16 protein-coding genes and 1 pseudogene are annotated in these 16,668 nt (G+C 72.9%); 10 read left to right on the forward strand and 7 right to left on the reverse strand.

Translation table 11 applies throughout. The features are described from left to right. Positions 1–166: 166 nt before the first annotated feature. The 8 genes and pseudogenes from ACWDEN_RS00195 to ACWDEN_RS00230 form a co-directional block, all read left to right on the forward strand. Positions 167–1,210, forward strand: a complete 1,044-nt coding sequence (locus tag ACWDEN_RS00195) for a tetratricopeptide repeat protein (protein WP_450856412.1) — start codon at positions 167–169, stop codon at positions 1,208–1,210. After that, positions 1,207–2,226, forward strand: coding sequence for a polyprenyl synthetase family protein (locus tag ACWDEN_RS00200; RefSeq protein ID WP_450856414.1), 1,020 nt, complete (start codon positions 1,207–1,209; stop codon positions 2,224–2,226). The genes ACWDEN_RS00195 and ACWDEN_RS00200 overlap by 4 nt, the downstream gene beginning before the upstream one ends. A 93-nt stretch (positions 2,227–2,319) precedes the next feature. Continuing rightward, positions 2,320–3,282 (forward strand): threonine/serine dehydratase, encoded by a 963-nt coding sequence (locus tag ACWDEN_RS00205; protein ID WP_351603711.1) that lies wholly within the window; start codon positions 2,320–2,322, stop codon positions 3,280–3,282. Positions 3,283–3,479: 197 nt separating this feature from the next. After that, entirely contained in the window at positions 3,480–5,045 is a 1,566-nt protein-coding gene (locus ACWDEN_RS00210) for a serine/threonine protein kinase (protein ID WP_450856417.1), read from the forward strand. A gap of 50 nt (positions 5,046–5,095) precedes the next feature. Then, the gene (locus ACWDEN_RS00215) at positions 5,096–6,067 is read left to right on the forward strand and encodes an LLM class F420-dependent oxidoreductase (RefSeq protein WP_450856419.1); all 972 of its coding nucleotides are present in this window, start codon (positions 5,096–5,098) and stop codon (positions 6,065–6,067) included. A 120-nt stretch (positions 6,068–6,187) separates the two neighbouring features. After that, the gene (locus tag ACWDEN_RS00220) at positions 6,188–7,228 is read left to right on the forward strand and encodes a hypothetical protein (RefSeq protein ID WP_450856421.1); all 1,041 of its coding nucleotides are present in this window, start codon (positions 6,188–6,190) and stop codon (positions 7,226–7,228) included. A gap of 62 nt (positions 7,229–7,290) precedes the next feature. Continuing rightward, the gene (locus ACWDEN_RS00225) at positions 7,291–7,716 is read left to right on the forward strand and encodes an SsgA family sporulation/cell division regulator (protein WP_351603703.1); all 426 of its coding nucleotides are present in this window, start codon (positions 7,291–7,293) and stop codon (positions 7,714–7,716) included. Between the two features lie 206 nt (positions 7,717–7,922). Further along, positions 7,923–8,235, forward strand: a pseudogene (locus ACWDEN_RS00230) (VOC family protein); the annotation flags it as partial. Here ACWDEN_RS00230 and ACWDEN_RS00235 read toward each other — a convergent pair. From ACWDEN_RS00235 to ACWDEN_RS00255, 5 genes are all read right to left on the reverse strand, one after another. After that, positions 8,213–8,758 (reverse strand): DUF6328 family protein, encoded by a 546-nt coding sequence (locus ACWDEN_RS00235; RefSeq protein WP_351603702.1) that lies wholly within the window; start codon positions 8,756–8,758, stop codon positions 8,213–8,215. The pseudogene ACWDEN_RS00230 and the gene ACWDEN_RS00235 sit on opposite strands and share 23 nt — an antisense overlap. A gap of 53 nt (positions 8,759–8,811) precedes the next feature. Further along, on the reverse strand, positions 8,812–9,795 hold the full coding sequence (locus ACWDEN_RS00240; RefSeq protein ID WP_450856424.1) for an aldo/keto reductase: 984 nt from the start codon (positions 9,793–9,795) through the stop codon (positions 8,812–8,814). After that, a complete protein-coding gene (locus ACWDEN_RS00245; RefSeq protein WP_450856426.1) occupies positions 9,710–11,296 on the reverse strand; it encodes an MFS transporter in 1,587 nt (528 codons plus the stop codon). Before ACWDEN_RS00245 ends, ACWDEN_RS00240 begins: the two co-directional genes overlap by 86 nt. Before the next feature lie 100 nt (positions 11,297–11,396). Then, positions 11,397–12,218, reverse strand: a complete 822-nt coding sequence (locus tag ACWDEN_RS00250; RefSeq protein WP_450856428.1) for a lipase family protein — start codon at positions 12,216–12,218, stop codon at positions 11,397–11,399. 67 nt (positions 12,219–12,285) lie between these two features. Continuing rightward, positions 12,286–13,488, reverse strand: coding sequence for an FAD-dependent monooxygenase (locus ACWDEN_RS00255; RefSeq protein ID WP_450856430.1), 1,203 nt, complete (start codon positions 13,486–13,488; stop codon positions 12,286–12,288). 333 nt (positions 13,489–13,821) lie between these two features. Here ACWDEN_RS00255 and melC1 point away from each other — a divergent pair, with 333 nt between their 5' ends. Both melC1 and melC2 read left to right on the forward strand, forming a co-directional pair. Continuing rightward, complete coding sequence (gene melC1 / locus ACWDEN_RS00260; RefSeq protein WP_450856432.1) at positions 13,822–14,208, forward strand: apotyrosinase chaperone MelC1; 387 nt, start codon at positions 13,822–13,824, stop codon at positions 14,206–14,208. A 36-nt stretch (positions 14,209–14,244) separates the two neighbouring features. Continuing rightward, positions 14,245–15,066 (forward strand): tyrosinase MelC2, encoded by an 822-nt coding sequence (gene melC2, locus ACWDEN_RS00265; RefSeq protein WP_450856434.1) that lies wholly within the window; start codon positions 14,245–14,247, stop codon positions 15,064–15,066. Between the two features lie 15 nt (positions 15,067–15,081). Here the strand turns inward: melC2 and ACWDEN_RS00270 are convergent, their stop codons facing one another. After that, positions 15,082–15,777, reverse strand: coding sequence for a ribonuclease H family protein (locus tag ACWDEN_RS00270; protein WP_351603692.1), 696 nt, complete (start codon positions 15,775–15,777; stop codon positions 15,082–15,084). Between the two features lie 33 nt (positions 15,778–15,810). Continuing rightward, complete coding sequence (locus ACWDEN_RS00275) at positions 15,811–16,605, reverse strand: VOC family protein (RefSeq protein WP_351603690.1); 795 nt, start codon at positions 16,603–16,605, stop codon at positions 15,811–15,813. Positions 16,606–16,668: the final 63 nt, after the last annotated feature.

Raw genomic sequence — 16,668 nt, forward strand, 5'->3', positions numbered from 1 at the left:
TTCACAGGGTGATCCACGCCGCACGGGCAACCCTCGTCGCCGTACCCGCGTCTTGATCGACAACAGACCGACACGCCCCGGTCCCTTCGGCCGGGGCGTATTTCCGAGATCCTATACACTCCACGTATACATGCGATGTATACACGTTGTGTATAGAAAGGTACGCATGTACGGCAAGGCTTTCGCCCCGGAGTACCAGGGCGCCCTGACCACCCTGTCCGTGAACTCCTCGCTGGTCGATGTGCTGGCGCAGGGCACCGAGAAGCTGCGCGAGGCCGAGCGGTCCGGGCGCGGCGCCGAGGCGGCCCGCTGCGGGCTCGCCGTCGCCGAGGCGCACCGGCGGCTCGGCCACACGGCGGACGCGGACCGGGCCTGGAAGGCGAGTTACCGCGCCGCCCGCGCGGCCGGCGACACCGCCGCGATGGCATGGGCGCTGTGGAGCGGCGGCACCCTCGCCCGGCAGCGCGGGGCCTTCCCGCTGGCCTGGCGGCTGCTCGGGCTCGCGGCCGAACTCGGCGAGCGCGGCGGTGACGTCGTCTGCCGGGGCTACTCACTGGCCGGTCTCGCGGAGACCGGCCGTATCCAGGGCGACTACGCGGCGGTCGGCCGGCTGCACGAGCAGCTGCTGGCCGAGGCACGCCGGCGCGGTGAGGCCCGGCACACGGTGTGGGCGCTGGAGGGCATCGCCCAGATGCACCGCAACACCGGCGACCACGACCGGGCGTACGCGCTGTTCGAGGAGGCGGCGGACATAGCCGAGCGGGCGGAGGACCGGCGCGGGCACGCCTGGGCGCTGCGCGGACTCGCCGACATCCTCTCGGTGCGCGACAAGGACACCGAGCGGGCACTGGAGCTGCTGTCGACCGCGGAGGCCGGCTGCCGGGCGATGAACCTCTCCAGCGCACTCGCCTACAACCACAAGATGCGCGGCAACGTCCTGTACCGGGCCGGGCGTCACAGCGAGGCGCGGGATCTGTACGAGCTGGCGCTGGAGGAGTTCCGGGCGATGAGCGAGCCGCGCGGCGAGGCACTGGCCCGGCTGGGCCTGGCCAAGTCGCTGGCTCAGCTGGGCCGGGACCGCGCCGAGACCGCGGCCGAACTCGCCGACCTGGCACGGACGTTGGAGCGGAGTGGCCTCAAGCATGCCCGCGAGATGGTGGCCCGGGCCCAGGAGGAGTTCGGTCTCGAGGCGGCGGGGGTCGCCCGGTGACCGCCGTACAGGCGCCGCTGTCCGCGCCCGAAGTTCTCCTTCGCTGCCGTGAGTTGACGGACCCGGCGCTGCGCGGGGCGGTGGGCCGGCTGCATCCGTGGGTGGCCGAGATGGCGGGGTACTCCTTCGGCTGGTGCGAGGTCGGCGGGGCGCCCGCCGCCGCGCCGGGCGGCAAGGGCGTACGGCAGGCGCTGGCGGTGCTCGGCGCCGAGGCGGCGGGCGCCGACGGGCGGGCCGGTGTCCCGGCCGCGGTCGCGGTGGAGCTGGTGCACGCCTTCTCGCTGCTGCACGACGACATCATGGACGGCGACGCGACCAGGCGCCGCCGCCCCGCCGTGTGGAAGGCCTACGGCACGGGCCCGGCGGTGCTCGCCGGGGACGCCCTGTTCGCGCTGGCGGTGGAGACCCTCGCGACCGCGCCGCGGGCGGCCGGCACCGTACGGCTGCTGTCGGCGGCCCTCGCCGACCTGGTGCGCGGGCAGGCCGACGACCTGCTGTTCGCGACCCGGCCCTGGACCGGCCCGGAGCGGGTCACGCCCGAGGAGTACCGGTCGATGGCGGAGGGCAAGACCGGCGCACTGCTGGGCTGTGCCGCCGCGCTGGGCGCCGTGCTCGGCGGGGCGGGCGGGGCCACGGCCGACGCGCTGGACCGGGCCGGGCGGCATCTGGGCGTCGCCTTCCAGCTGGTCGACGACGTGCTGGGCATCTGGGGCGACCCGGCCGCCACCGGCAAGCCCGTGGGCGGCGATCTGCGGCAGCGCAAGAAGACGTATCCGGTGCTGGCCGCGCTCGGCTCCCCGGCGGCCCGCGAGCTGCCCGGACTGCTCGACTCGCCGGGACGGGCCGCGGAGGCCGCCGCGCTGATCGAGGCGGCGGGTGGCCGTACGGCGGCGCTGGCCGAGGCCCGTGCGCACACGGCAGCCGGCCGGGCGCTGCTCTCGGAGGCACCGCTGGCCGCCGAGGCGGCAGGCGACCTGTTCCGGCTGCTGGACTTCCTGGTGGGCCGCGAGTCGTAAGCGGTCGGTGAAACCGAGTTGACCTCGGAAGTCCGCACGGGTCAGGGTGCGAACGGCGCGGCTGACAACCCCGCGCCGGAAGGGTGAAGCACCTTGATCGGCATCAAGGAGATCGAAGCCGCGGCGGAGCGGATCGCCGGGCATGTCGTGCGGACGCCGACCGTGCCGAGTCCGGGCCTGAGCGAGCTGCTCGGCGTCCCGGTCACCGCCAAGCTCGAACTGCTCCAGCGCACGGGTTCGTTCAAGGCCCGCGGGGCGACGGCGAAGCTGCTGTCGCTGAGCGAGGCCGAGCGGGCGGCGGGTGTGGTCGCGGTCAGCGGCGGCAACCACGGGATCGCCCTCGCGGTGATGGCCGCGGCCCTCGATGTGAAGGCCACCGTGGTCATGCCGCGTACCGCGCCCGCGCGTTCCCTCGCGCTCGCCGGGCAGGCGGGTGCGCAGCTGCGGCTGACCGACGGCATGGACAGCGCCTTCGCGCTGGTGACGCGGCTCAGGGACGAGGGGCTGACGCTGGTCCACCCGTTCGACGACCCGGTGGTGATCGCCGGACAGGGCACGGTCGGGCTGGAGTTGGCCGAGGACGCGGCGGACGACCTGACGGACGTCGTGGTCAGCATCGGCGGTGGCGGGCTGATCGCCGGGGTCGCGGCAGCCCTCTCCGCCCGGCGTCCCGGGGTGCGCGTCTGGGGCGTGGAGACCGAGGGCGCCGAGGCCATGTCGGGCGCGCTGAAGGCGGGCGGACCGGTGCCGGTGCCCCTGTCGTCCCTGGTCACCACGCTCAGCGCACCCTCCGTGTCCCAGTTGACGTACGACCATGTCTCCGCGCTGGTCGAGGAGGTGCTGGTGGTGCCGGACCGGGACGCGGTGCAGGGCTCGCTGGACCTCGCCGACCACGCCAAGGTCTGGGCCGAACCGGCCGCGGGCTGTCTGCTGCCGGCGGCCCGCGAGGTGGCGGCCCGGGTGGGCGACGGCGCCCGGATCGGACTCGTGGTGTGCGGCGGCAACACGACACCACGGGAACTGACCGGCTGGGCCGAGCGGTTCGGGCTGCTGTGAGTCGGCGCCGCACCCGGGCATTTACCCTCGGTTACCCGCAGGTCGAACACCCGCCGGGTGCGGACAACGTAAACTCGAAAGCCCTTTCGAAGAATTGAATGAAAGGCAGGAACGGCACCGGACTCGCGATTCTTTGAACGCACCCCGGCACGCCCCGCGTACCTCTGTAGGACACGAAACAGGGGTTTCAGCGAGGGATGACCATGACCAAGGCGCACGTCTCCGCACACGAGTTGGTCGCCGGACGATACCGGCTCCTGGAGGTCTTCGGCCGCGAGACGAACCGCCTGTGGTGGTACGCCGAGGACGTGTCGGCGGAGCAGCCCCGGCTGGTGGCCCAGACCACCCTGCCGGAGCCCGCCGGTGACGACAGCGCGCGCCGGGTCACGGCCCGTGTCGTCAGGACCTCGGAGACCATGCGGCTGCTGTGCCCCGGCCAGGTCGCCACGGTCGTCGACGCCGTGGTGGAGGCCGGCACCCTGTGGACGGTCACCGAGTGGATCGACGGCACCCCCCTCGACGAACTCCTCTGCCGCGAGGGCGCGTTCAACGTCGCCCGTGCGGCCCGGGTCGGCCTGGAAGTGCTCGATGTGCTGCAGGCCGCGCACGACGGGGGCATCACGCACGGCGAGCTGAGCCCCGGTCAGGTCTTCGTGCGGGACAGCGGTCCGGTCGTCGTCACCGGGTTCGGGCTGGCCGGCGCGACCCTGGTGCCACGGCTCACGGCGCCGTCGTACGCCTCGCCCGAGCAGGCCCGCGACGAGCGCATCGGACCGGCCGCCGACCTGTGGGCGCTGGGTGCGCTGCTGTACACGATGGTGGAGGGCCGGCCGCCGTTCCGCGACCGCGGCCGGCCCGACGCCACCCTGAAGGCCGTGGACCGGCTGCCGCTGCGCACCCCGTTGCGAGCCGGCCCGCTCACCCAGGCCGTGCAGGGGCTGCTGCGGAAGAACTCACGGGAGCGGCTGACCCGGCCGGTGGTCCGGGAGGCCCTGGTCCGGACCCTCGACGGGGACGCCGACGCCGACCGGGAGCCGGCCCCCGTGCCCCGGCTGCGCGGCGCCTACGCCGGTGTCCGCCTCGCCGGGCGGGAGCCGGGCAGATGGCTCCTGGCGGCCGGTACCGCGCTGGCCGTGGTCACCGTCGCCGCCGCCGTCCTGGCCGCGACCCACCAGCTGCCGGGCGTCGGCGGCGCGCAGACACCGGCCCGCCCCACCACCTCGGCCGGCCCGCCCGCCCGCCACACCGCAGGCACCGGGCCCGCCTCCCCCACCCCGACCGCGAGTGCCGCACCCGCCCTGCCGGCCGGCTACCACCGTTACGCCGCCCCGGAGGGCTTCTCCGTCGCCCTGCCGGACGGCTGGAAGCGGCTGGCCACCTCCCGCGTCTCCGACGCCTACCGCGTCGTCTTCGGCCGGGACGGCGCCTCCCCCACCCTCGCCGTCACGCACAGCGAGCACGTCGGCCCGGATCCCGTGGCCGTCTGGCAGGAGGACGTCGAACCCGGCCTGCAGCGCCTGCCCGGCTACCACCGCGTCGGCACCGTCCGGGCCACCACCTACCAGGGGGACAGGGCCGCCGACCTGGAGTGGCTGGCCGGGACGGGGGACGAGCGCGTGCACACCTTCGGGCGCGGCTTCCTGACCGGCGGCGGCGACGCCTTCTCCCTGCGCTTCACGACCCCGGCCGCGACCTGGGACGACGCCGCGAACCGGCTGGCGCTGAGGACGTTCCTGCAGACGTTCCGGGTACCGCGGGACTGACCGGCGCCCGTGGTTCGTTTTCGAGCCGCGACCCCGGGGACTCGCCACTTATGGTGCAAATCGGATACACAATGATGACCGAGCAGGCAGGGCCCCGGGACCTGGTGGACCACGTGGTCCGGGCCGAGGAGACCGGGTTCGACTTCTCGGTGATCTCCGACCACTACTTTCCGTGGCTGCGCTCGCAGGGCCACTCCTCGTACGCGTGGAGCGTGCTGGGCGCCGCCGCCCAGGCCACCTCGCGGATTCCGCTGATGACCTATGTGACCTGTCCCATCCTGCGCTACCACCCGGCGATCGTGGCGCAGAAGGCGGCCACCGTGCAGCTGCTGTCCCAGGGCAGGTTCCGGCTCGGGCTGGGCGCCGGCGAGAACCTGAACGAGCATGTGGTGGGCGGCGGATGGCCTCCGGTGGACGTGCGCCACGAGATGCTCGAGGAGGCCGTGGGGATCATCCGCGCGCTGTTCGAGGGCGGCCATGTCACCCACCACGGGCCGCACTACGACGTGGACTCGGCCCGGCTGTGGGATCTGCCGGACGAGCCCCCGCCGATCGGGATCGCCGTCTCCGGCGACCAGTCGTGCCGGCTCGCCGGGCACCTCGCCGACCTGGTCATCGCGACCGAACCGGAGCCGGGGCTGCTGGCGGCCTTCGACCGGCACGGCGGCAGCGGCAAACCCCGGGTGGGACAGCTGCCGGTGTGCTACGACCCCGACCGGGACACGGCGGTCAAGCGCGCCCACTCCCAGTTCCGCTGGTTCGGGCTCGGCTGGAAGGTGAACGCCGAACTGCCGCACCCGGACTCCTTCGAGTCCGCGACCCGGTTCGTGGACGAGGACGACGTCGCCGCCTCCGTCCCGTGCGGCGACGACCCCGACGCCTTCGTCGAGGCCGTACGGCCGTACGCCGAAGCCGGGTTCGGGGAGATCGCGCTCGTGCAGATCGGCGGCGACGCGCAGGCGCAGTACCTGGACTGGTCGGCGAAGACCCTGCTGCCCGCGCTGCGGGAGGCCTTCGGCTGACAGCCCGGACCCGGGCCGCAACCGTTCCGCCAAAGCATGGCCAATGCGTCGATATAGGCTTTCCCGTCTGCGCCCGCTCCCGGGTGCGGTCCCTTGAGCATTCCCGCAGGAGAGTCATCCGTGACCCTGGTCATCGACCCGTCCGAGACGCCCGCCCCGGCCGCGGCGCCGCTGTCCGACCTGGTGGCGCGCGACGCCCGTGAGTTCGGCGGCTACGCGCGCACCGGAAGCTGGGCCTTCGCGCTGATGGTGGCCCGCAGTGTGCGGCCGGGCGGGCAGGCCGCCGGTGAGACGCCGAAGGTGTCCGCGAAGGAGTTCGCACAGCTGGCCGGCTGCTCACCGGAGCGCGTCATGCGCTACTACAAGGCCTGGGACCGGGCCGCCGACGACGGGCTCGTGCCGCACTTCGAGGCGCTGCAGCCGGGCCAGGAGGTCGAACTGCCGGACGCGGACGTGTGGCTGAGCTACTACGTCTCCCGCAACAGCGCGACCTCCGAGCGCGGCACCGCGATCGCCGAGGCCGCCGAGGCCGAGGGCATCCGCCCCACCAAGGCGCTGGAGGTCGCCGAGAACCCGACCGCCCTGCGCGCCGCCATCCTCGCCGACCCCTCCACCGCCCGCGCGGCCCGGTCCGCCCTGCTGGACCGGCTGCGGGAGGACCCCGAGCTGCAGGCGGAGCTGGCGCGTGACGTCGTACGGACCGACGACCTGAAGAAGGCCGTCGCGACCGAGACCCGGGCCGCCGACCGGATCGGGTACGTCCGGCAGATCGCCGAGTCCGGGCAGATCAGGACCCCGGCCGGGCAGACCGTCGACGCCCCGGCCGAGTTGCGCGAGGAGGCCGAGCGCCATCTGTCGCTGATCGACGAGCTGGAGGACGGCGAGGACACCGGCGAGTGGGCCACCGAGGCGTACGGCACCATGAAGTCGCTCGTCGCCGAGGCGGTCGAGGCCGATCCCGAACTGCGTGTCCAGGAGCGGCGGACGAAGTTCTACAGCAGCCTGCAGAAGGCGACCAGGGCGTTCGAGGAGCTGACCTTCGACGACGCCCAGGACTACTACGAGGACGACATGGTCCGGCGCCTGGAGGAACTCCAGCAGGCCATCGGCGGCTGCCTGGCCGCGCTGCGCGGGGCCGGCGGGAATTCGTCGCGGAGTTGAGCATCCCGGGCGTCACGGGGGTACTAGAGGGCCCTGAGCCGATCGTCGCCGGAGGCCCTCGCGTGACCGCGTTCGTGCACAAGACCCTGGTGGTGGAGCTCCGCTCGGAAGGCACCGGCCGGTGCCCCGTGCTGGCCCATCTCAGTTACCGCGCCGACGACCCGTTCGCCGTCACCGCCGTCTTCGGCCACGACGGCCGGGTGCTGGCGTGCTGGCGGCTGGACCGGGAGATGCTCTCCGAAGGTCTGGCACGCCCCGTCGGCGTGGGGGACGTACGGCTGCGGCCGGCCGCGACCGGTGCGTGGCACGAGCTGCGGATGGAGTTCCTCGGGGACCTCCGCCCGGACGGCGGCCGGCAGCACGCGGTGGTGTTCGCCTGGGCGCCGGCGGTCGCCGCGTTCCTGCGGCAGACCCACCGGATCGTGCCGCCGGGTCGCGAACGCGCCCCGGTCGACGCGCTGTTGGCCGAGATCCTGTCCGCGGGCTGAAGAGCTCGGGCCGTTGCCCCGGCCCGAGGTGATCAGTAAGGTCACCCGGGTGACTGCCGGGTCGGCCATGGGCCACGCATGCGTGAGGTTCCCGGCCCCGGCGTGAGCGCGAGGCCCGCCGCCGTCTCCGAGTGCTCCTGCCCGGCGCCCGCGTGGGCGCCCGCCCTCCCACGGACCTCGACGCCCGGAGACACCCCCTGAAGCCCATGCAGACCATCCAGCCCACCGCGCAGCACGCCCCCACGAGCGCCGTCCGGCTCGACCACACCGCCGTCCTCGCCACGGACCCGCGGCTGTCGGCGGATTTCCTCGCCGCCGTCCTGGGCCTGGAAGTGGGCGCCCCGTTCGGGCCGTTCCTGCCCGTCGACCTCGGGGGCGGCGTGACGCTCGACTACCACGAGAAGCGCGACGAGCCGATCCAGCCGCAGCACGATCAACCGGCTCTTCGGGGGCCGCGGCGCCTGCTTCGCCGACCCGGCCGGGCACAACATGGAGATCATGACCCGGCCGTACGTCCGCTCCTGGCCGGGGACCCGGGCGGGCGCACGTCCCCGTCATCGGGCCGGGACGTGTGCCGGCGGGCCCACAGGGGCAGGCCGAGCCACCACAGCAGGTACCAGGCGACGACCGCTGCCACCAGCCCCGGCACAAAGCCGCCGTGCGTGGCCACCCGGAGAATCAGCAGCAAAGCCGATGTCATGGTGGCGAGCAGCAGGACCAGGCCCACCAGGGTCATCCGGGACGCCAGCCGCACCGCCCGCGGCTTGACCCGGCGGCCGGAGACCAGGCGGTGCAGGGAGACCGGCCCGACCAGGGCCCCGGTGGTGCAGGCGCCCAGGACGACGGTCACGATGTAGATGACCTGGTCGGTGCGGGGCAGCGTGCCGTACTTCGGCTGGAAGACGACGGTCAGCAGGAAGCCGAACAGGATCTGTACGCCCGTCTGGGCGACGCGGACCTCCTGGATGAGCTCGACCCACATCCGGTCGGCCCGCTCCTCCTCGGTCTCGTTGCGCCCCCTGCGCCGTCCTTCCTCGGTCATGCGGTGTCGTGTAACCGCCCGGCCGTTCGTTCAAACGGTGGGTGCAGGAGTGCCTACCAGCGGTGCTCGACCTGTTCCCTGATCCGCCGCTCGTACAGCTCGCGGATCGCGGTGAACGTCTCCTCCGGCAGTGGCGGCAGCTTGGCGGCGGCCGCGTTCGCGCGGGCCTGCTCCGGGTTGCGGGCACCCGGGATCACCGTGGTCACGCCGTCCTGCTCGATGATCCAGCGCAGCGCCAGCTGGGCCGGGGTGCAGCCCCCGGGTGCGAGCGCGGCGAACTCGGCGGCGGCCTCGACACCGGTCTCGTAGTCGACGCCGGAGAAGGTCTCGCCCTGGTCGAAGGCCTCGCCGTGCCGGTTGAAGGTGCGGTGGTCGTCGGCCGCGAACACCGTGTCCTTGGTGTACTTGCCGGACAGCAGGCCGGAGGCGAGGGGCACGCGCGCGATGATGCCGACGCCGGCCTCACGGGCGGCGGGGAGCACCTCGTACAGGGGCTTCATGCGGAACGGGTTGAGGATGATCTGCACGCTCGCCACGTTCGGCCGGGCGATTGCGGTCAGCGCCTGGGCGCAGGTCTCCACGCTCACCCCGTACGCCGCGATGCGCTCCTCGTCGACCAGGGTGTCAAGGGCGTCGAACACCGCGTCGGAGGAGTAGACGGGCGTCGGCGGGCAGTGCAGCTGCACCAGGTCGATGCGGTCGACGCCGAGGTTGCGGCGGGAGCGGTCGTTCCAGGTACGGAAGTTGTCCAGGACGTAGTTCTCGGGGACCTGCTCGGCCCGGCGGCCCATCTTGGTCGCCACCAGGACGTGCAGATCGGGCCGGCCGCGCAGGAAGGACCCGATGGTCTCCTCGCTGCGTCCGTCGCCGTACACGTCGGCCGTGTCGAAGAAGGTGACGCCCGCCTCGGCCGCGGCCTCCAGGACGGACAGCGCCTCCTTGTCGTCCACCTCACCCCAGTCGGCACCCAGCTGCCACGTGCCGAGACCGATCACCGATGCCCACTGCCCCGACCTGCCGATCACGCGTTCGTCCATGGCGCCAGTCTGTCACCCGGCACCGGGGCACGACCGAACTCCCCGGGGAGCGATCCCGTGACGGGCACGTCCCGGTGCCGGCCGATGGCTTCGGCGATGTCCCGGTACGGCGCCAGGCGGCGAAGGCGACGGCGCCCGCCATCGCGAACTCGAGCAGACAGCCGTGCAGGGTGGGGACCGGTACGCCGCCGACGGGGCTGCTGTGGTGCACGAGGACGGCGGCGACGGCGGCGCTGGAGGTGGCCTGGCCGATGGTGCGCATGAGGACGTCGACGCCGTTGGCGGAGGCGGTCTGTCCGGCCGGTACGGCCCGCAGGATGGGGGTCGGCAGCGCCGAGTAGGCGAGGGTGGTGCCCGTCGAGACCACGGTGGCTCCGACGATGATCATCCACAGGTCGCGGCTGTCGGCGATGCGGACCCCGTAGCCGCAGGCGATGACGGCGGCGCCCAGCGCGAGGGTGATCCGCGGTCCGCGCGCGGCCGAGATGCGGGCCGACAGCGGCGAGAGGAGCAGCATGGTCACGCCACCGGGCAGCAGACACAGACCGGTGGCGACGATGGACAGGCCGAGGCCGTAGCCGGTGGCCTTCGGCGCCTGGACACGTTGGGCGGTGACCAGCGAGTTGGCGTAGAAGGCGAACCCGGTCAGCAGGGCGGCCACATGGGACAGGCCCACCCGCGGCCGGGCGACCAAGCGCAGGTCGACCAGCGGCCGTTCGGTGCGCAGCTGCTGCCACGACCACAGGCCGAGAACGACGGCGGCGCCGAGGAACAGCCCGAGGACCCGGGCGCTCCCCCAGCCCCAGGAGCCGCCCTGGGAGACGCCCAGCAGCAGGCACACCAGCCCGGCGGCGAGCCCCGGCGCACCGGGCACGTCGAACCGGCCGGGCTCGCGCACCGGCGACTCCCTGACCGCCCCCCAGGTCGCCGCGACGCCCACCACACCCAGGGCGCTGGTGAGCCAGAACATGGTGTGCCAGTCGGCGTACTGGACGACCAGCGCGGCGAGCGGCAGGCCGAGCGCGGCGCCGATGCCGACGGTGGAGCTCATCAGCGCCACCGCCGAGCCCCGCCGCTCCGGCGGGAGTTCGTCGCGCAGGATGCTGATCGACAGCGGTACGACGGAGGCGGCGGCGCCCTGGAGTGCGCGGGCTGCGATGAGGACGCCGATGCCGGAGGACAGGGCGCACAGCACGGAGCCGATCGTCATCAGGGCAAGCGCACCGGTGAGCACCCGGCGCTTGCCGTACATGTCGCCGGCCCGGCCGAGCACCGGGGTGAGGACGGCGCCGGAGAGCAGGGTCGCGGTGACCGTCCAGGAGACGGCGGCGGCGGACGCGCCGGTGAGCCGGGGCAGGTCCGGCAGCAGGGGGACGACCACGGTCTGCATGACCGCCATGAGGATGCCGCCCGACGCCAGCAGGGGGACGACGAGCCGGTCCCGCAACGGGAGCGCTGGGACCGGGCCGGGCGGCCGGGGTATCGGGGCGGGCTGGTCCATTCGGCGCCCCTGCGGACTGCACGGCTGCTCGGTGAATGGCCGTTCACCCTACCGAGGGAACGGCCATTCACCGACGCGCCCGGTACCGGCGCGGGGCACCTCAGTCGAGGTTCTTCTCCAGGGCCGCCAGATAGTTGTGCATGAAGTGGTCGCGGATGCCGTCGGAGGCGGGCGCGAAGGCGTCGGCGGTCAGTCCGGTCGCCCGGTCGGTGAGCGCGGACAGCATCGGCATGCTCTCGTGCAGCCGGCCGTGCGAGTCGATGTAGCGCAGGGCGCGGACGTGGGTGAAGGCGGGCTCGGGCGGCAGCTGGGGAACGATGTCGTTGTTGTTGACGAAGCGGTACATGCGGCCGCCGAATCCCTGGTGGAACGCCTCGGCGAGCAGCCGGTCGCAGGTGCGCGGCTGGCCGTAGGTGTACACGCCGTCGGCGGCCAGGTGCGGGTCCTCCAGATACATCCGGGCGCCGGCCAGCATCGCCAGGGCGCCGCCCAGGCTGTGCCCGGTGAAGTACACGGTCTGGCCGTCGGTGCGCAGTTCGGCGAGGCTCCGGTGGACGGCCGGGTAGACCGATTCCAGGGCCTCGGCGAATCCGTTGTGGACGTATCCGTTGCCCCCGGGTCCGGGGCGGGGCGGGGTGGTGGCGTCGGTGAGCCAGTCCTTGATCTGGGTGGGTTCGGTGCCGCGGAACGCGGTGACGATCATCCGGTCGCCGGCCACGGTGTACGCCTGGGTGTCCTGCAGCGGGAAGGGCGGGGTGAAGCGGGTCTCGTGGTGGCGCACCTGGTCGAAGCCCCACCGGGCGGCCTGGTCCTCGATGGCGGCGCGGTCCTTGTAGGCCAGGTCGGCGGCGCGGGCCAGCCAGTAGGCGCGTTGCAGGCTGTAGCCGGTCGAGGTGTGGTCGAAAGTGACGGGTACGGCCATGGACGGGACTCCTCGGGTGTGGGGGGTGGGGGAACCGGTGGCGGGTGCGGCGGAACCAGGCGGGGTACTAGCCGCGCTGGGCGGAGGACCGGGCGTGCGGGGTACGCGCCGCCCCGGGGCCGAGCCACCGTTTGACCCTGTGCAGCGCCTCCAGCCGGCCGGCCGCCTTGTCGAGGCCGTAGTACAGCTGCGGCGGGACGTACGGCAGCAGGGGCGAGTGGCGCCGGCCGAGCAGGGCGAACATCCGGTGCGGGGGGAGGTGGATGTAGCGGGGCAGGTTCTCGTACCACTGGGCGCTGTGGCGGGCCGCGCTCTGTACGGGCAGCAGCTCGTCCATGCGCCGGCGCTCGTAGGCGGCGAGGGCGTCGCTCAGGTCGGAGTGCTCGTGCAGGGCGCGGGCGAGGCACATGGCGTCCTCCAGGGCGAGGGCGGTGCCGGCGCCGCTGGAGTAGTGGGTGGTGTGGGCGGCGTCGCCGAGCAGCACCAGATTGCCGTGGTGCCAGGTGCGGTTGGTGAGAGTGCGGAAGGTCAGCCAGCCGGCGCCGGGGCGGCCGGCGAGCGGGTGGCCGTCGAGGACGCCGGCGAAGAGCCGCTCCAGCAGGGCGAGGCCGTCCGCCTGCGTCGCCCGGTCCAGGCCGAGCCCGGTGAAGGTCTGCGGGAAGCACTCGACGACACAGGTGCTGTGCTCGCTGCTGCAGCCGTGTCCGCAGGCCCAGATCCAGCCGTGCTCGGTCTCGGTGAAGGCGAAGGTGAGGGCGTCGAAGACCTTGGAGGTGCCGAGCCGGACGTAGGGGTTGCGGCCCATGGTGATCCGGGTGCCGAAGGACGCGGCATGACGGGTGCGCAGGGCGCTGTGCGGCCCGTCGGCCACGACGACGAGGTCCGCGCCGGCCGGCGGTTCGGTGATCCCGCTCGCGAACTCCAGCCGGACACCGAGGAAGCGGGCCCGGTCGGCGAGCAGGCCGAGCAGCCGGTGGCGGCCGATGCCGAAGCCCTCGTCGCCGTGGTGCCGGATCGTCAGGCCGCCCACGTGGGCGACGTCGTCGCTCCAGCGGACGGAAGCGTCCTCGATCGCCCGCGCCGAGGCGAGGTCGTGCTCCCGGAGCCTGTCGAGGAGGGCGCGCCGGTACGTCACGCCCCAGCCGTGGGTCGAACCCTCGGGGTCGCGCTCGTGGACGGTGATGTCGTGGGACGGGTTCTGTCGCTTGAGCAGGATGGCGAGGTACAGACCCGCGGGCCCGCCTCCGACGCAGACGACCTTCACACGCACACCCCTGACAGTCACCCGATGTGGCCGTACGGCAACGCAGGGTAGCAGGGCGGTCGGGCCGCCCGATCGCGTCAGTTTGGCGTGGTGAGCCGGGCCACTCGGACGGACCGCGGACGACAAGGATCGGCGGAATCGGGACCGGAAAGGCAAGGAATTCCTTGTTCCGGGGCGCATCACCCCCGGCAACGGCAAGATCATCTTGATTCAAAGCCGTACGACATGTGGCCAATTGTCCGGATCACAGCCAACCGGTTCCGGGCGATTTCCTCCCGCACCGGAGCCCCCGATAGGCATGCGTCGTCACCCACCGCAACACCCTCCAGGAGGACCCGTATGCCCGGCATCACCCGGCGCCGCGCGCTCACCGCGACGGCGGCCCTCGCCGTGACGGCCACCGTGACCACCCTCGCGGCGCCCGCCGCCTCGGCCACCGGCCACGACCACCCCATGCCGATGCCGGAGACCTTCGACGAGGTCTACAAGGGCCGCCGGATACAGGGCCGCCCGATGACGATGGGCCACGGCGGCCACCACCACGAACACGGCGGCGGTTACGAGGTGTTGATCGACGGCGTACCGCTGCACGTGATGCGCAACGCCGACAGCAGCTGGATCAGCGTCGTCAGCCACTACGCCCCGGTGCCCACCCCGCGCGCCGCCGCCCGGGCCGCGGTGGACGAGCTGCAGGGCGCCCCGCTGCTGCCCTTCCCCGCCAACTGACCGCCCCCGCAAGGACCTTCCGGAGCATCGCGCACCATGACCGTACGCAAGAACCAGGCCACCCTGACCGCCGACGAGAAGAAGCGGTTCGTGTCCGCCGTCCTCGAACTCAAGCGCAACGGGCGCTACGACGAGTTCGTCCGCACGCACAACGCGTTCATCATGTCGGACACCGACACCGGCGAGCGGACCGGCCACCGCTCACCGTCGTTCCTGCCCTGGCACCGCAGATTCCTGCTCGACTTCGAGCAGGCACTGCAGTCGGTGGACCCCTCGGTCGCACTGCCGTACTGGGACTGGAGCACCGACCGCACCGTGCGTGCCTCGCTGTGGGCGCCGGACTTCCTCGGCGGCACCGGGCGCAGCACGGACGGCCGGGTGATGGACGGCCCGTTCGCCGGCTCCACCGGCAACTGGCCGATGACCATACGCGTCGACGGCCGTACGTTCCTGCGCCGCTCGCTCGGCACGGCCGTGCGCGAGCTGCCGACCCCGGCGGAGGTGGAGTCGGTGCTGTCGATACCGGCGTACGACATGGCGCCGTACAACAGCGCCTCGGACGGTTTCCGCAACAACCTGGAGGGATGGCGCGGGGTCAATCTGCACAACCGGGTCCATGTCTGGGTCGGCGGGCAGATGGGCACCGGGGTCTCCCCCAACGACCCGGTGTTCTGGCTGCACCACGCCTACGTCGACAAGCTGTGGGCGGAGTGGCAGCGGCGGCACCCGGACGCGGGGTACGTACCGGCCGGCGGCACGCCGGACGTCGTGGACCTGGACGAGACGATGAAGCCGTGGAACGACGTGCGTCCGGCGGACCTGCTGGACCACACGCGGTACTACACCTTCGACAGCTGAGCGGACCCGGTGTGATCAGGCCTCGGCGGTGCGGCACTCCGGGTGTCCCCAGCCCTGCGCGTTCTTGGCGATGGACTCGCCCGCCGCGTAGGAGCGGCCGCACAGGCAGCGGCCCGGGAACTTCGCCTTGATGGTGCGGGAGGACGCTGCCCCGCCGGTGCGGCGGGGCGCCTTGCCGCGCGGGGCGGCCGCCTTCGGGGTGTCGGGCGAGGGCGGCGGCGCCGGGGAGCCGAGCGCGCTGCCGGCCGCCTCCTGCACGGAGGCGGCCTGGCTGGCGGCGCGGTCGGCGAAGTCGTTCAGCGGGTCGCCGTCGATCTGGTGGGCCGGGACGTAGCGGAACTCGACCGTGCGGCCGTCCAGGAGCGCGTCGATGCGCACGACGAGGTCCTGGTTGGCGACGGGCTTGCCGGCCGCGGTCTTCCAGCCGTTGCGCTTCCAGCCGGGCAGCCAGGTGGTGACGGCCTTCATCGCGTACTGGGAGTCCATGCGGATCTCCAGCGGCACGTCGGGCTCGACGGCCGTGAGCAGCCGCTCCAGGGCGGTGAGTTCGGCGACGTTGTTGGTGGCCCGGCCGAGCGGACCGGCCTCCCAGCGGGCGGGGGTCCGCTCGTCGCCGTCCGAGACCACCCACGCCCATCCGGCCGGTCCGGGGTTTCCCTTCGAAGCCCCGTCGCACGCGGCCACCACACGTTCACGCATACGCACGATCATGCCATGGCCGCGCCGGACCCCGTCACGGACGGGTCAGACGTCCTTGACCTTCGGCATCTCACCCTCCGTGGTCGCGATGTCGATCACGGAGAAGTTCGCGCCCTGCGGGTCGCTGAGCGCCGCGAACCGGCCGAAGGGGCTGCTCATCGGCCCGAAGCGGAGGACGCCGCCGAGCTTGGTGGCACGGGCCACGGCCGCGTCGCAGTCGTCGACGGTGAAGTAGACGTTGATGTACGAGGGCACCTCGGGCGGGAAGTCGTCGGTCATCCGCATCCGGCCGAGCACGGTCTCCTCGTCGATGTCGAACATCCGGAAGTCCACCGCGTCGTCCACGATGTCCTTCATCCGGTACGGGAAGACGGCGGAGAGGAAGGTGTCGGCCTTCTCGGGCTCGCGGGTGAAGACCTCGGCCCAGCAGTAGGCGCCCGGGGTCGCCGTCGCCTCGAAGCCCTCGTGGCTGCCGGCCTGCCAGACGCCGAAGACGGCCCCGCTGGGCTCGCGGGCCAGACACATCGTGCCGAAGTCGCCGACCTGCATCGGCTCCATCAGCACCTCACCGCCGTTCTCCCGGATCTTCTCGGCGGTGGCGGCGGCGTCCGGTGAGGCGAAGTACAGGCACCACTGCGACTGGCCCTCCTGGCCCGGCATGGGCGGGACCACGGCCGCCACCGCCTTCCCGTCCGCGTAGGCCTGCGTGTAGTTGCCGTACTCCGACGACGACTCGCCGAAGGTCCAGCCGAGGACGTCGCCGTAGAACCGCTTGGCTCCCTCGACGTCGTTGAACATCGCATCGGCCCAACAGGGCGTTCCCTCGGGTTGCACGGCCATGCTCGCGGCCCTCCTGGTCTTCGGTCCCGTACGGATGGTCCCCCGCCTTCGAGGCTTGCGTCC

The organism is Streptomyces sp. NPDC001153 (assembly GCF_053598315.1).

Bases quoted from the DNA above. Each gene is read 5' to 3' on its own strand.
- ACWDEN_RS00195 (WP_450856412.1), top strand. From the start codon at position 167: ATGTACGGCAAGGCTTTCGCCCCGGAGTACCAGGGCGCCCTGACCACC.
- ACWDEN_RS00210 (WP_450856417.1), top strand. From the start codon at position 3,480: ATGACCATGACCAAGGCGCACGTCTCCGCACACGAGTTGGTCGCCGGA.
- ACWDEN_RS00215 (WP_450856419.1), top strand. From the start codon at position 5,096: ATGGTGCAAATCGGATACACAATGATGACCGAGCAGGCAGGGCCCCGG.
- ACWDEN_RS00235 (WP_351603702.1), bottom strand. From the start codon at position 8,758: ATGACCGAGGAAGGACGGCGCAGGGGGCGCAACGAGACCGAGGAGGAG.
- ACWDEN_RS00240 (WP_450856424.1), bottom strand. From the start codon at position 9,795: ATGGACGAACGCGTGATCGGCAGGTCGGGGCAGTGGGCATCGGTGATC.
- ACWDEN_RS00245 (WP_450856426.1), bottom strand. From the start codon at position 11,296: ATGGACCAGCCCGCCCCGATACCCCGGCCGCCCGGCCCGGTCCCAGCG.
- ACWDEN_RS00250 (WP_450856428.1), bottom strand. From the start codon at position 12,218: ATGGCCGTACCCGTCACTTTCGACCACACCTCGACCGGCTACAGCCTG.
- melC1 (WP_450856432.1), top strand. From the start codon at position 13,822: ATGCCCGGCATCACCCGGCGCCGCGCGCTCACCGCGACGGCGGCCCTC.
- melC2 (WP_450856434.1), top strand. From the start codon at position 14,245: ATGACCGTACGCAAGAACCAGGCCACCCTGACCGCCGACGAGAAGAAG.
- ACWDEN_RS00270 (WP_351603692.1), bottom strand. From the start codon at position 15,777: ATGATCGTGCGTATGCGTGAACGTGTGGTGGCCGCGTGCGACGGGGCT.
- ACWDEN_RS00275 (WP_351603690.1), bottom strand. From the start codon at position 16,605: ATGGCCGTGCAACCCGAGGGAACGCCCTGTTGGGCCGATGCGATGTTC.